This window comes from Variovorax saccharolyticus (genome assembly GCF_030316765.1).
Lineage (GTDB): Bacteria > Pseudomonadota > Gammaproteobacteria > Burkholderiales > Burkholderiaceae_C > Variovorax > Variovorax saccharolyticus.
In genome coordinates this window covers 164,044-177,104 of record NZ_JASZYT010000007.1, presented here as the reverse complement: position 1 = coordinate 177,104, position 13,061 = coordinate 164,044, and the positions used below count along the sequence as shown (strand labels likewise).

Sequence of the window (13,061 nt, the reverse complement as noted above, 5' to 3'; positions counted from 1 at the left end):
CCCGAATTTTAGGCCTTTGTGGCGGCGGGCCGGACCAGCACGGCCGCGGAGGTCCGATGCGAGGCGGTATCGACCAGGATCAGCGAGCCCAGCGTGCGCGACTGGGTGAAGGGCAGCACGGCCAGCGGCTGCTGCAGCGACAGCACGACGTCGCCGATCGCATTGGCCTCCAGCTGGTCGGTCGGCTCGGCGTCCAGGGTCGTGATGTTGACCCGGTCGACGATCCGCGCCACCTTGGCCTTGACCCAGCGATGGCCCTGCAGCGCCCAGTAGACCCGGCCGGCCACCAGCGGCTCGTCGTCGAGCCAGGCCACCGTGGCGGTGATCTCGCGCACCGGCTCGAAGGCATCGGGTGCCAGCAGCCAGTCGCCGCGCGAGACGTCGAGTTCGCGATCGAGCACGATGCCGGCGCTGTGGCCGGCATGCACGGCCTTGGGCTCGCGCGTGTGGCTCAGTACCTGGGCCACCGTGGCGTGCTGGTTGCTCGGCAGCACGGTGATGCGCTGGCCGGGCTCGATGTGGCCGCTGGCGACCCGGCCCCAGAACACGCGGCGGCCGCGCGAGGTGTCGGCCGAGGCCGAGAATTTCTCGACCCATTGCACCGGGAAGGCGAAGGGCACGGACTCGTCCTGCGCGGTGACCGGCAGCTGCTCGAGCAGTTCGAGCAGGCTCGGGCCCTTGTAGCCGGCCCAGTCGGCGTGGCGCGAGGCCACGTTCCAGCCCTTGAGGGCGGAGATCGGCACCGTGGCGGCGACCTGCACGCCGGCGGCTTCGGCGAAATTCGCGAGCGCCTCCGAGATGCGTTCGAAAGCCAGCTCGGCATCGTCGATCGCATCGAGCTTGTTGACCGCGAAGACGATCGACTGCACGCGCAGCAGGTGGCACAGCAGCGTGTGGCGGCGGGTCTGCGGCAGCAGTTCGCGCTTGACGACTTCGCCGTCGCCCACTTCGCCGGCCCAGGCCAGCTTGGTGGCGTCGACCAGCACCACGGCGGCGTCGGCGCTGGAGGCGGCCGTGACCATGTTGCGCGTGTACTGCTCATGGCCCGGCGCGTCGCCGATCACGAACTTGCGGTGCGCGGTCGAGAAGTAGCGGTAGGCGACGTCGATCGTGATGCCCTGCTCGCGCTCGGCCGAGAGACCGTCGGTGAGCAGCGCGAGGTCGGTCTCGCCGCCGCGCTGCACGCCGGCCAGCTGGTCCTGCAGCACGGTCTTGCTGTCGACCAGGAGGCGGCCGATGAGGGTGCTCTTGCCGTCGTCGACGCTGCCGCAGGTGATGAAGCGCAGGGCGGCGCCGGTCTCGGCGTGAAGGGCGGAGGCCGCCGGAATCGAAGTTGCGGCGGTCATCAGAAGTACCCGTCCTTTTTACGTTTTTCCATCGAGGCTTCGGAGGTCTTGTCGTCCATGCGGGTCGCGCCGCGTTCGCTGACGTCAGCCGCCAGCGTCTCCACCACCACGTCGCCGGCATCGGCCGCCAGGCTGTCGACCGGGCAGGTGCAGGTGATGTCGCCGACTGTGCGGAAGCGCACGTCGCGCACTTCGACCTGCTCGCCATCGCGCGGCGGCGTGAGCTCGGTGACGGGCACCAGCAGGCCGCGGCGCTCGACCACTTCGCGCTTGTGCGTGTAGTAGATCGAGGGCAAGGCGATCTGCTCGCGCTCGATGTACTGCCAGACGTCGAGTTCGGTCCAGTTCGAAATCGGGAAGACTCGGAAATGCTCGCCCGGTGCCAGCCGCGTGTTGAACAGCGTCCACAGCTCGGGCCGCTGGTCCTTCGGCTGCCACTGGCCGAAGCTGTCGCGGTGCGAGAAGATGCGCTCCTTGGCGCGTGCCTTCTCCTCGTCGCGGCGGGCGCCGCCGATCAGGGCGTCGAAGCGGAATTCCTCGATCGCCTCGAGCAGGGTCACCGACTGGTGCACGTTGCGCGATTCGCCGGGATGGGCGAGGCGCACCGTGCCGCGCTTCATCGAGTCCTCGACGTTGCGCACGATCAGCTCTGCACCGAGTTCCTTGGCGCGTTGATCGCGGAAGGCCGTCACTTCAGGGAAGTTGTGGCCGGTGTCGATCATCAGCAGCGGATACGGGATGCGGCCCACGCCGAAGGCCTTCTCGGCGCATTTCAGCAGCACCAGCGAATCCTTGCCGCCCGAGAACAGCAGGGTCGGCCGCTCGAACGAGGCCGCGACCTCGCGCAGGATGAAGATGGTTTCTTCTTCCAGGGCGTCGAGCTGGGTATTGGACAGGTGGGCCAGCGTCTGTGCGGTCGACAGCAGCAGGTCGGGTTCGGTTCGGGCGTTCATCGGGTGGGTCTTGCAGGCGGGGGATCGGTCGGGCGTTGGCGCTCAGTGCGCGAGATGCAGTCCGCACTCGCGGTTGTCTTCGCCCTTGGTCGGGTCCACGTAGTCGAAGTTGTTGGGCAGGCCATGCGCCTCGCAGTAGGCGTACAGGTCCTTCGACGACCAGTGCAGCAGCGGCGCGACCTTGATCAGGCCGTCCGGATTGACGCTGACCGGGTCCATCTGCGCGCGCACGGCCGTGTCGGTGGCCCGCAGCGCGGTGAACCAGACCTTCGGTGCGGTCTCGCGCAGGGCGCGGGCGAAGGGCTCCAGCTTGACCTCTTCCGTGAAGGCGGCGTGGCGCGGATCGTCGAGTGCCGGCGTCGGGCCCTCCACCGCCTCGCGATGCGCCCGCGAGCGGCGCGGCAGGTAGATGTGCAGATCCAGGCCCAACTGCTTCGTCACTTCGTCGGCGAAGCGATAGGTGGCCTCGGTGTTGTAGCCGTTGTCCATCCAGATCACCGGCACGTCCGGCCTGGCGCGCGCGACCATGTGCAGGATCACGGCCTCGAAGGGGCGGAAATTGGTGGTGACGATGGTCGGCTGGCCGAGGCCGATGGCCCAGTCCACCAGACCCTCGGCGTTGCGGCCGAGTTCGGCGTTGATGCGTGCGAGGTCGATGCTCATGCCGAGGGCTCCGTTGCGGTCTCGGGTGCCGCGACGAAGTGCGGCGCGGCCTGCACCGCATCGCCCTGGTAGAAGGCGGCGAAGCGGTCGAACTGACGCTGTGCGGCCGACGCATCGACGCCTTCCTTGAGCACGGCGCTCGAGAAGCCGGTGCGCTGCATCTGCACCAGCTGGTCGATCAGCACGTCGCCGGTGGCGCGGATGTCGCCCTTGAAGCCGAGGCGTCGGCGCAGCAGGAAGGCCTGGCTGTAGGCGCGGCCGTCGGTGAACTTCGGGAAGTCGAGATCGATGCGCTCGACGTCATCCAGGCAGACCTCGATCGCCAGCGGATCGGCGTCATTGGGAAGCTGGAGCACGTTCGGCTCGCCGTTGTCGACATGGTCCTCGGCGGCGATCAGGGTGAGGGTGCGGTTCATGCGGCCACCTCGACCTTGAAGCGGGCGCCGTTGGCGGCGGCCTTGAAGGGCTCGATGCCGAGCCGGCGCAGCGCGTCGATGAAGGTCTCGCCGGCTTCGCGGGCGTCGCGGTAGGTGTTGAGCACGGCCTCGATCACGTCGGGCACTTCGGCCGCCGAGAACGACGGGCCGACCACCTTGCCGGCTTGCGGCGCGCCGCTGAGCAGCGAGCCGTCGGAGCCGCCGAGCGTGACCTGGTACCACTCCTTGCCGTCCTTGTCGACGCCGAGGATGCCGATATGGCCGCTGTGGTGGTGGCCGCACGAATTGATGCAGCCGCTGATGTGGAGGTCGATCTCGCCGAGGTCGTCGAGTTCGTCCAGGTCCTGGTAGCGCTCGGTGATGGCTTCGGCGATCGGGATCGAGCGCGCATTGGCCAGGGCGCAGAAGTCGCCGCCGGGGCAGGCGATCATGTCGGTCAGCAGGTGCACGTTGGCGCTGGCGAAGCCGGCTTCGCGGGCGTTGAGCCACAGTGCGTGCAGGTCTTCGGCATGGACCCAGGGCAACAGCAGGTTCTGGTCGTGCGTGACGCGCGCCTCGCCGGCGCTGAAGCGGTCGGCCAGGCGGGCAGCGGTGTCGAGCTGGTCGGCCGAGGCATCGCCAGGCGCCTGCAGGCGGCGCTTGAAGGACAGCGTGACCGCGCGCAGCGCGGGGTTCTGGTGCGGCGCCACGTTGCGCTGCAGCCAGCGCGCGAACATGACGTCGTCGGCGGCCTGCGCGCGCAGATCGGCGTCGGTGGCCTCGGCGCTGCGGAAGACGCGCGTGGCGAGCTGCGGCGGCACGAAGGAGGCGGCGACGCGGTCGAGCTCGGCCTGCGTGATGGTGTGCGGCGCACCGTCGTGCTCGATGACCTGCTTGTACTCGGCCTCGACGTCGTCGATGTAGCGCTGGCCCTCGGCCTTGACCAGGATCTTGATGCGCGCCTTGTAGATGTTGTCGCGCCGGCCGTAGCGGTTGTAGACCCGGATCACCGCTTCGAGGTAATTCATGATCTGGTTCCACGGCAGGAACTCGCGCAGCACGGTGCCGATGATCGGCGTGCGGCCCATGCCGCCGCCCACCTGCACGCGGAAGCCGAGCTCGCCGCCCTCGTTCTTGACCAGGTGCAGGCCGACGTCGTGCCAGCCGGTGGCGGCGCGGTCTTCCTTGGCCCCGGTGATGGCGATCTTGAACTTGCGCGGCAGGAAGGCGAACTCGGGGTGCAGCGTGCTCCACTGGCGCATGATCTCGGCGAAGGGGCGCGGGTCGGCGATCTCGTCGACCGCGATGCCGGCGCGCTCGTCGCTGGTGATGTTGCGGATGCAGTTGCCGCTGGTCTGGATGCCGTGCATGTCGACCGAGGCCAGCAGGTCCATCACGTCGGCCGACTTGGCCAGCGGGATCCAGTTGTACTGGACGTTCTGGCGCGTCGTGAAGTGCGCGTAGTGGGTCGGCAGCTTGTGCGTGCCGAGCTTGCCTTGCGTCGCCAGCGCGGTCTTGTAGACCTCGGCCTCGGGCTCGTCGTACTCGCGGGCGATCTTGGCCAGCACGCGCAGCTGGCGGCTCGACAGTTCACCGTAGGGCACGGCCACGCGCAGCATCGGCGCGTAGCGCTGGACGTACCAGCCGTTCTGCAGGCGCAGCGGACGGAACTCGTCCTCGGCAAGCTTGCCGCTCTGCCAGCGCTCGAGCTGGTCGCGGAATTGCGCGGCGCGCAGGTGCACGAACTGGCGGTCGAAATCAGTGTATTGGTACATCGTGTGTCAGTTGCTGGAAGGCGGCGCGTCCACCGCACGTCAAAGCGAGCGTGGAATGTAAAAGCCAGCCTTATGGAAACAAACTATTTTTTGGTTCGCGCCTTATGCGGATAAGCTTATTCACCAGTCCCCATGCGGGTTTGCGGGCGATTGGCGGGCTTTTCCGGATAAGGCGGAACCGGCGCGAACCGGTTGATTCTAGGAAAGGGCGCGGCCCCCTGCAGGGCGCCGGCGCCGCGGCTACTGGGTGGCCGTGATGCCGCCGTCGAGGTACAGCACCTGTCCGGTCACATAGGCCGCCGCCGGGGCGCAGAAATAGACCGCCGTGCCGGCGATGTCCGCCGGTTCCGCGACCCGGCCCAGCGGGATGCGCGCCAGCAGCTGCTCGTGCGTCGCGGGGTTGTCCAGCCAATGGCGCGCCATCCCGGTGCGCACCACCGTCGGCGCGATGCCGTTGACCGTGATGCCGTGCGGCGCCAGTTCGGCCGCGTGCTGGCGGATCAGCATCACCAGCGCTCCCTTGGTGCTCGCATAGGCCGAGTAGCCGCGCCCGCGCAGGCCGAAGCGCGAGCGCACCGACAGCAAGTGCACCTGAGCGCCGCCCCGGCCGCCCGCGATCTGGTGCCTGGCCGCTGCCTGGGCCAGGAACATCGCCGCCTTCAGGTTGACCTGCGTCACTTCGTCGAAGGCTTCTTCGGTGACCTCGAGCAGGCTCTGCTCGCGCTGGATGCCGATGCAGTTCATGAGGATGTCCAGCCGCCCGAAATGCCGGGCCGCCGCGTCCACCGCCTCCTGCGTGGCAGCGACCGAATGCGCGTCCATGGCCAGCCCGAGCGCGTCGTGGCCCGCCGCGCGCAGCGAGGCCGCCAGCGCTTCAGCCTTGTCGCCGTCGCGCCCGGCGACCGCCACCCGGGCGCCGGCCTGCGCCATGGCCCAGGCGATCGCCTCGCCGATGCCGCCATAGCCGCCCGGGACGAAGGCGGCCTTGGCTTCGAGACCGAACAGGCTGGACAGGGTGCGGGGCGTCGGGTTGTCCATGCGGGTCAGTCCATCAGCAGGCCGCCGTTGAGGTCGATGACCTCGCCGGTGATGAAGCCGGCCAGCGGCGAAGCCAGGAAGCGCACCACGTGCGCGAATTCTTCGGGCTCGCAGAAGCGTCCCACCGGGATGTCCTTCAGCAGCGCCTGGCGCTGCGCCTCGCTGAGTTGTTCGGTGATCATCGGCGTCCTCACGTAGGCCGGCGAGATGCCGTTGGCCGTGATGCCGAAGGATGCCAGTTCGCGCGCCAGGGAGAAAGTGAGCGAGGTCAGCGCGCCCTTGGAGACCGAATAGGCGGTGCCCGCGGTCAGGCCGCCGGTCTTGGCGGCCAGCGAGCAGGTGTTGATGATCCGGCCCGAGCGCCGCGCCTTCATCGCCGGCACCACCTGCTGCGACAGGTAGAAGGCGCCGTCGAGGTTCACCGCCAGCACGCGGCGCCATTCGGCCGCATCGGTGGCTTCGACCTTGTTGTTCGACAGGATGCCGGCGTTGTTGACCAGGATGTCGACCGGCCCGGCCGAGGCCGCGATGCGCGCATGGCCCTGTCGCACCGCGTCCGGGTCGCTGATGTCGAAGCAGAAGGGCAGGGCGTCGCCGCCGAGGCTCTCGGCGATGGCCAGCGTGCGTTCGTGGTGGGAGTCGACCAGCGCCACCGTGCAGCCGTCGTCGAGCAGCGCCCGGGTGGCGGCCAGGCCCATGGTGCCGGCCGCGCCGGTGACCAGCGCCACCTTGCCCTGCAAGGGCTTGTTCGAGGCTTCAGACATCGAGCACGCTCTTCTTTCCGAACAGTCCGCGCGAGCGGAAGGTGACGACCGCGATGAACAGCAGGTACATCGACATCAGCGACCACTCCGATGCGTAGGAGCCGGTCAGGCCGACCACCATGCCGACCATCAGCCCGGCGATCACCGCGCCCCACAGCGAGCCGACGCCGCCGAGCACGATGATCAGGAAGGCCGGCACCACCGCATCGACCCCGACGTGCGGCCGGATGCCCCAGATCGGCGCCATCACGACGCCCGCGATGGCAGCCAGCGCGACGCCCAGGCCGAAGACGAACAGCCGCAGCCGCTTCAGGTTGATGCCCAGCGCCCGCACCATCTCGCTGTCGTGGGCGCCGGCCTTGATGATCGCGCCGTAGGGCGTCTTCTGGAGGAACAGCCAGAGCAGGAAGATCATCAGCACCGCGAAGGCGCTGGCGAAGAAGCGGTAGCGCGAGTAGATCAGGTCGCCCACCAGCAGCGCGCCCGAGATCGCCTGCGGCAGCTGCAGCTGCTTTTCCGACGAACCCCACAGCAGCCGGATCCCTTCCTCGATCACCAGCGCCGCGCCGAAGGTGAGCAGCAGCCCGTAGAGCGGGTCGCGCCCGTAGGTGCGCCGCATGCACAGCTCGAGCAGCATGCCGAACAGGCCGACGAAGACCGGCGCCAGCACCAGCGCGAACAAATAGCGCAGCTCGATCGGCAGCGCCATGTAGGCGGCCTGCGTTTCGGGCAGGAGCCCGAGCGTCGGCGCGACGATGAAGAAGGCCACGTACATGCCGAGCGCGAACAGCGAGCCGTGCGCGAGGTTGATGGTCTCCATCACGCCCACGATCAGCATGAAGCCCAGCGCGATCAACGCGAACAGCAGCCCCAGCGAGATGCCGTTGACCAGGTGGGGAAGGAGCTGGAACAGGAAGTCCATCGGGTGCGTGCCGCGGCGTCAGACGTCGTAGCTGGGCGTGGCCTCGTAGCTCTCTAGCTTGCAGGCGGCCGGTGCATCCTTGTCCATCACGTCCTTCGGGTTGGCCTGCGTCAGGATCTTGAAGATGTCGTCCTTCTCGGCCGGCTTGTCGTTGTAGCGCGCCATGTAGATGGTCTGCTGGCACTGGTGGGTGTCGGCGTCCATCCAGGCGTCGTAGTGCTGCAGGCGGTCGGCCGCCGTCATCTTGCGGCCCTCCAGCTTCTTGATGACCGCGATGTTCTGCACCGTGCCGGCCTCCTCGCAGCAGCGCAGCAGTTCGCGCGTCGCCATGTAGGTGTTGTGATAGACGTTGCCGGGCACCCGGATCGCCATCCCCGGGTACTGCTTCTGGTAGGCGGCGACGAACTCCTTCACGCCCGGCAGGTCGAGGCGCCAGTACCAGGTGGTGCCGAAGACGCCGAAGATCGCTTCCGGCCCGAGGCCGTAGACATCGGGCCAGTCCTGCTGGTTGTTGATCCAGGCCATCGATTCGTTGAGCTTGAGCTGCACCACCTGCTGGCGCAGCGCCTTGATGTCGTCGCCGCCCACCGCCGTCGCCACCACGTTGGGCTTGAGCTGCTGCAGCTTCAGCAGGTAGGACGAGAAGTCGCGCGTGTTCTGTGGCACCAGCAGTTCGTCGACGATCTTGCCGCCGTTGGCCTCGACGATCGCGCGCGTGGCCTTCGAGGTGTTGTGGCCCCAGACGTAGTCGTTGGTCAGCAGCACCCAGTTGCGGCCGCTGGTGGCGATCGCGTTCTTGACGATCGCGTTCGAGAAATTGGTGCCGTTGCCGTCCCAGACGAACTTGGTGCGGTGGCAGTCCTTGCCGGCCTCGGTCGGCGAGCTCGAGTTGGTGTTGAAGAACACCGTGCCGTACTTCTGCGCCACCTGCGAGATCGCGTTCGACACGCCCGAGTGCACCGCGCCGATCAGGAAGGCGGCCTCGTTGCGCGTGATCATGCGTTCGGCCACCCGCGAGCCGGTGGCCGGCGTGGTCTCGGTGTCGATGTGGATCGCCTCGATGCGCCGTCCCAGCACGCCGCCCCGGTCGTTGAATTCCTTGATCGCCATCATCGCGCCCAGGCGTTCCTCGCCGCCCGAGGCGGCATACATGCCCGAGGTGTCCATCGTGAGCCCGATCACGAGCGGCTTCTTCTGGGCCGCCTGGGCCCAGACGCGGTTGTGCTTCCAGGGCCCCATGAACGGCGCCACGCCGTAGAGGCCGGCGCCGGTCAGCGCGAGTCCGGCACCCTTGAGGAGCGCGCGGCGTGAATCGGAGGCGGGGTCGATCTTTTTCATGGTGCTTGTCTCCTGCGGTGGATGGGTCTAGCGCGGAACGATCTTCACGTCGTTGATCTTTTCCTGGGCCTCGAACAGGGAGGCGATCAGCTTGTCGCCGAAGCCCAGGTTCACGGCCTGGACCAGGCTCTGGTGCGTGGCCTCGCCCATGAAGCTCGAGACCGGCAGGCTTTCGGCCAGGTGGGTGTAGTAGCGCAAGTCCTTCTGCGCGTTGGCGATGCCGAACTTGAAGCCGTCGACCGTGCCGTCGGTCAGCGTCTTGGCGGTCATCATCTGGAAGATGCCGCAGTTGACGCCGCCGGCCGACACCACGTCGTAGAACCGCTTGAGGTCGAGCCCCGACTTGGCGGCCACGGCGAAGGCCTCGGCGATGCAGCTGGCGAAGCTCATCGCCATCATGTTGTTGACCAGCTTGAGCACGTGGCCGTGGCCCGGCGGGCCGACATGGAAGATGTTCTCGCAGAAGGCCTTGAGCACCGGCTCGATGGTGCGAAAGTCTTCGGGATCGGCGCCGACCATGGTGTTGAGGCGGCCTTCCTCGGCTTCCTTCGGCGTGCGCGCCAGCGGCGCGTCGATGAAGCTGACGCCGCGAGCCGCGAAATCGGCGCGGACCCGGGCGCTCGACGAGGGCTCGGCGGTGGAGCAGTCGACCACGATCAGCCCCGCACGCGCGGCGCCGAGCAGGCCGTCGACCCCGTAGACGATCTCCTCGACCTGCGGCGATCCGGTGACGCAGAGAAAGACGATGTCGACGTCCTGCCCGGTGGCCGCGTGGGTGTCGGCCTCGGTCGCGCCGGCCGCCAGCAGGTCGGCGAGCCTGGCGCGGTTGCGATGCGCCTTGAGCTTCACCGGATAGCCCTTGGCAAGCAGGTTCCTCACCATGCCGTGGCCCATCATGCCGATGCCGATGAAGCCGATTTTTTTGGTCGTCATTTGAATGTCTCCGAGAGTTCAAGCCAGGCTGGTGGTGTGGCCGGCGCGCGCCTCGCGCCAGAGCCGCATGAGACGCGCGTAGCGCTGCGCGATGTCGTCGATCGCCGCGGCGTCGGAAAGCCGGCCGGCGAACCATCCGGCCGCCGCCTCGGCGAAGATCGAGCGGCCGACCGCGAAGCCGCGGCAGACCGGATGCGGGGCCGCGGCCTCGAAGCCGTTGCGCAGCTCGTCCTCGCTGGCCTCCAGGCCCAGCAGCAGCACGCCGCGGCAATGCGGGTCGTGGCTGCGGACCACCTCGGCGATGCGTTCCCAGGCCTCGGCCGAGCCGGCGGGCGGCAGCTTCCACCAGTCCGGACGGATGCCGGCCTCGTAGATCTGCTGCAGGGCGCGGGCCAGGGTGCTGTCGTCGGCCGGCTGTTCGCGCGGCGGAATGACCTCGATCAGGAACTCGTGGAAGGTGGCGACGCTCGCGCACTGCAGCTCGTCGAGGTAGAGCAGCTGCTGCGCGCGCAGCGGCTGCGGGTCGTCCGGGTGGTAGCTGACCAGGCACTTGACCACGTGTTCGCCCGGCCAGCTGCGCAATTCCTGCATCAGCGGCAGCTCGGGCTCGAAACGCAGCGGCCGCGAGCCCGGCAGTTCGACCGGGCGCGCCACCCACCAGCCCCTGGCGGTGAGTGTCGGCAGGATGTCGCTGCCGAAGCGGCTGTCGAGGATCATGCCGGCCTCGAGGCCGCGGGCGGGTCCGGTGTCGGCCTGCGCCACGCGCCGTGCGGCCTCGGCCACCAGGCGCTTGAAATCCTCGATGCGCTGCGCGTCGGCGCCGTGGCGCTCGGCGAGCTCGTCGAACTGCACGCGGTGGTCGAAGGCCAGGATGCCGAGCTCGCCCCAGTGCCGCGTGCGGGTCGTCGTGCGGTGCAGGTGTTCGAGCGCCAGGTCCTCGCGCAGGCGCCGGGTGTGCGAGCCGACTGCGAGAAAGTGCTGCAGCTCCTCCCAGCTGGCCATCGCCGGCGCACAGCCGTGGCGCGACACCACCAGCGCGCCGCAGGCGTTGGCGTAGGCGCAGCAGCGCTCGAGCGGCTCGTCCTTGAGCCATCCGCGAAGAAAGCCCGCCATGAACGCATCGCCGGCGCCCAGCACGTTGTAGACGTCGACCGGGAAGCCCGGGCCCCGCAGGCCGTCGTCGAGCCGATCGGGGATCGGGCCGTCGAACACCACGCAGCCCATCGGCCCGCGCTTCACGACCAGCGTGCCCCGCGTGAGTTCGCGCAGCCGCCGCAGTGCGGCGAGCGTATCGGAGCTGCCGCCCGCGATGTGGATCTCCTCTTCGGTGCCGACCACCAGGTCGCAGGCGGGAATCAGGGTCTGCAGGTGGGCGCTGACCTGATGCGAGGGCACGAAGCGCTGCTCGCCCATGCCCGGCGAAGTCAATCCCCAGAGCACCGGCCGGTAGTCGATGTCGAGCACCACGCGGGTGCCGGCTTCTTTCGCGCGCTGCGCCGCCCTTCGGCAGGCGGCATCGCTCTGCGGCTGCGACAGGTGCGTGCCCGACAGCAGCAGGGCGGTGGCCGAGGCGATCGGCGCCGCGTCGACGTCGGCCTCGTCGATCGCCATGTCGGCGCAGTTGTCGCGGTAGAAGACCAGCGGGAAAGTCTCCTTGTCCTGGATGCCGAGGAAGACCAGCGCCGTCAGGCGCTTCGGGTCGGTCCTGACCTGGCTCACGTCGACCCCTTCGGCGGCCAGTGCCTGGCGCACGAAGCGGCCGTTGTGCTCGTCGCCCACGCGGGTCAGCATCGCCGGCCTGAGGCCCAGCCGGGCCACGCCGACCGCGGTGTTGGCCGGCGAGCCGCCGAGGTACTTGGTGAAGCTCAGCATGTCCTCCAGCCGGCCGCCGACCTGCTCGCCGTAGAGATCGACCGCCGCGCGGCCCATGCAGACCAGATCGAAGGGACGCGTCATGCTTTCCTCTTTCTCGATGGAGCCGGCTTGCGCCCGGCCTGCTCGGCCAGCAGGTGCCCGGTGCTCACGACCAGCGCCTGTGCCAGGCAGAGCGGCGCGACCAGCGAGCGGAAGGGCTTGGACGAATCGTCGGCGAGCTCGAAGCAGACCGTGGCCGAGGCCTTGAGCGGCGACAGCGGCCCGTCGGTGATCGCGACCACCGACGTGCCCTGCGCGCTGGCTTGACGGGCCGCTTCGAGCACCTCGGGCGAGTAGTTCCTGAAGCTGGCGACCAGCAGCAGGTCGCCCGGCGCCACCGAGCGCAGGCTTTCGCGCAGCATGCCGCCGGCGCCGTCCAGCAGGTGGGTGCGCAGTTCGAGCTGGCTCAGCGCGTAGGCCAGGTAGCCGGCGACCGGAAAGGCACGGCGCTGCGCCAGCACGTGGATATGGGGTGCGCCGGCGATCAGCTCGACCGCCGCCTTGAGCTCCGCCTCGCGCACCATGTCCTCGAGCTGGCCCAGCTCGGCCACCGAGTCGCTCGCCAGCTGGTGCAGCACGCCCGCCGGTGCCTGCGCATCGTGGTTCTGCTTGCGCCGCATCTCGACGATGCGTTCGCGGTAGCTGGACGAGCGTTCGACCAGGTGGCCGCGAAAGACCTGCTGCATCTCGGAGAAACCGCCATAGCCGACCGCGTTGGCGAAGCGGATCATGGCCGAGGGCTGGACTTCGGTGTTCTCGGCGATGGCCGCCACCGTGCCCAGCGCGAGATCGTCAGGGCGCTCCAGCGCATAGCGCGCGATGCGCTGCAGTTGCTTGGACATGCCGGGGTAGGCATCGGCGATGCGGGTCTTCAGCTGCTCGTAGTTCGCGATCGGGTCCATGTGCAAGAAATAGAATGAATGTTCTTGAATGTTTAAATAATAGAACGTACATTCTGTTTTGTCCAACGGTCCTTGAAAATATTCGGAGACGGAACTT

At 68.5% G+C, this 13,061-nt stretch carries 12 protein-coding genes; all 12 read right to left on the bottom strand.

Annotated elements, in window-relative coordinates; translation table 11 throughout:
• Window positions 1-8: 8 nt before the first annotated feature.
• The 12 genes from QTI45_RS21485 to QTI45_RS21430 all read right to left on the bottom strand — a co-directional run bounded on the left by QTI45_RS21485 (window position 9) and on the right by QTI45_RS21430 (window position 12,964).
• Window positions 9-1,346: a sulfate adenylyltransferase subunit 1 gene (locus tag QTI45_RS21485; protein ID WP_286655835.1), complete on the bottom strand. Its 1,338-nt coding sequence runs from the start codon at window positions 1,344-1,346 to the stop codon at window positions 9-11.
• A complete protein-coding gene (cysD, locus tag QTI45_RS21480; protein WP_286367986.1) occupies window positions 1,346-2,299 on the bottom strand; it encodes a sulfate adenylyltransferase subunit CysD in 954 nt (317 codons plus the stop codon). The genes QTI45_RS21485 and cysD overlap by 1 nt, the downstream gene beginning before the upstream one ends.
• Window positions 2,300-2,341: 42 nt before the next feature.
• Window positions 2,342-2,962, bottom strand: coding sequence for a phosphoadenosine phosphosulfate reductase domain-containing protein (locus QTI45_RS21475; RefSeq protein WP_286655834.1), 621 nt, complete (start codon window positions 2,960-2,962; stop codon window positions 2,342-2,344).
• Window positions 2,959-3,378: a DUF934 domain-containing protein gene (locus tag QTI45_RS21470; protein WP_286655833.1), complete on the bottom strand. Its 420-nt coding sequence runs from the start codon at window positions 3,376-3,378 to the stop codon at window positions 2,959-2,961. Before QTI45_RS21470 ends, QTI45_RS21475 begins: the two co-directional genes overlap by 4 nt.
• On the bottom strand, window positions 3,375-5,153 hold the full coding sequence (locus QTI45_RS21465) for a nitrite/sulfite reductase (RefSeq protein WP_286655832.1): 1,779 nt from the start codon (window positions 5,151-5,153) through the stop codon (window positions 3,375-3,377). Before QTI45_RS21465 ends, QTI45_RS21470 begins: the two co-directional genes overlap by 4 nt.
• A gap of 240 nt (window positions 5,154-5,393) precedes the next feature.
• The gene (locus QTI45_RS21460; RefSeq protein WP_286655831.1) at window positions 5,394-6,191 is read right to left on the bottom strand and encodes an SDR family NAD(P)-dependent oxidoreductase; all 798 of its coding nucleotides are present in this window, start codon (window positions 6,189-6,191) and stop codon (window positions 5,394-5,396) included.
• Window positions 6,192-6,196: 5 nt separating this feature from the next.
• A complete protein-coding gene (locus tag QTI45_RS21455) occupies window positions 6,197-6,955 on the bottom strand; it encodes an SDR family NAD(P)-dependent oxidoreductase (protein ID WP_286655830.1) in 759 nt (252 codons plus the stop codon).
• A complete protein-coding gene (locus tag QTI45_RS21450) occupies window positions 6,948-7,877 on the bottom strand; it encodes a branched-chain amino acid ABC transporter permease (RefSeq protein WP_286367980.1) in 930 nt (309 codons plus the stop codon). The genes QTI45_RS21455 and QTI45_RS21450 overlap by 8 nt, the downstream gene beginning before the upstream one ends.
• Window positions 7,878-7,895: 18 nt before the next feature.
• Window positions 7,896-9,215 carry an ABC transporter substrate-binding protein gene (locus tag QTI45_RS21445; protein WP_286655829.1) on the bottom strand — a complete coding sequence of 440 codons (1,320 nt, stop codon included), beginning with the start codon at window positions 9,213-9,215 and terminating at the stop codon, window positions 7,896-7,898.
• 27 nt (window positions 9,216-9,242) lie between these two features.
• Window positions 9,243-10,148, bottom strand: coding sequence for an NAD(P)-dependent oxidoreductase (locus tag QTI45_RS21440; protein WP_286655828.1), 906 nt, complete (start codon window positions 10,146-10,148; stop codon window positions 9,243-9,245).
• A gap of 18 nt (window positions 10,149-10,166) precedes the next feature.
• Complete coding sequence (locus QTI45_RS21435) at window positions 10,167-12,104, bottom strand: bifunctional 5-dehydro-2-deoxygluconokinase/5-dehydro-2-deoxyphosphogluconate aldolase (protein ID WP_286655827.1); 1,938 nt, start codon at window positions 12,102-12,104, stop codon at window positions 10,167-10,169.
• On the bottom strand, window positions 12,101-12,964 hold the full coding sequence (locus QTI45_RS21430) for a MurR/RpiR family transcriptional regulator (protein ID WP_286655826.1): 864 nt from the start codon (window positions 12,962-12,964) through the stop codon (window positions 12,101-12,103). The genes QTI45_RS21435 and QTI45_RS21430 overlap by 4 nt, the downstream gene beginning before the upstream one ends.
• Window positions 12,965-13,061: the final 97 nt, after the last annotated feature.

What these genes read in the sequence shown, in the direction of transcription:
- QTI45_RS21485 (WP_286655835.1), bottom strand. Translation starts at nt 1,346, where the DNA reads ATGACCGCCGCAACTTCGATTCCGGCGGCCTCCGCCCTTCACGCCGAG.
- cysD (WP_286367986.1), bottom strand. Translation starts at nt 2,299, where the DNA reads ATGAACGCCCGAACCGAACCCGACCTGCTGCTGTCGACCGCACAGACG.
- QTI45_RS21475 (WP_286655834.1), bottom strand. Translation starts at nt 2,962, where the DNA reads ATGAGCATCGACCTCGCACGCATCAACGCCGAACTCGGCCGCAACGCC.
- QTI45_RS21470 (WP_286655833.1), bottom strand. Translation starts at nt 3,378, where the DNA reads ATGAACCGCACCCTCACCCTGATCGCCGCCGAGGACCATGTCGACAAC.
- QTI45_RS21465 (WP_286655832.1), bottom strand. Translation starts at nt 5,153, where the DNA reads ATGTACCAATACACTGATTTCGACCGCCAGTTCGTGCACCTGCGCGCC.
- QTI45_RS21460 (WP_286655831.1), bottom strand. Translation starts at nt 6,191, where the DNA reads ATGGACAACCCGACGCCCCGCACCCTGTCCAGCCTGTTCGGTCTCGAA.
- QTI45_RS21455 (WP_286655830.1), bottom strand. Translation starts at nt 6,955, where the DNA reads ATGTCTGAAGCCTCGAACAAGCCCTTGCAGGGCAAGGTGGCGCTGGTC.
- QTI45_RS21450 (WP_286367980.1), bottom strand. Translation starts at nt 7,877, where the DNA reads ATGGACTTCCTGTTCCAGCTCCTTCCCCACCTGGTCAACGGCATCTCG.
- QTI45_RS21445 (WP_286655829.1), bottom strand. Translation starts at nt 9,215, where the DNA reads ATGAAAAAGATCGACCCCGCCTCCGATTCACGCCGCGCGCTCCTCAAG.
- QTI45_RS21440 (WP_286655828.1), bottom strand. Translation starts at nt 10,148, where the DNA reads ATGACGACCAAAAAAATCGGCTTCATCGGCATCGGCATGATGGGCCAC.
- QTI45_RS21435 (WP_286655827.1), bottom strand. Translation starts at nt 12,104, where the DNA reads ATGACGCGTCCCTTCGATCTGGTCTGCATGGGCCGCGCGGCGGTCGAT.
- QTI45_RS21430 (WP_286655826.1), bottom strand. Translation starts at nt 12,964, where the DNA reads ATGGACCCGATCGCGAACTACGAGCAGCTGAAGACCCGCATCGCCGAT.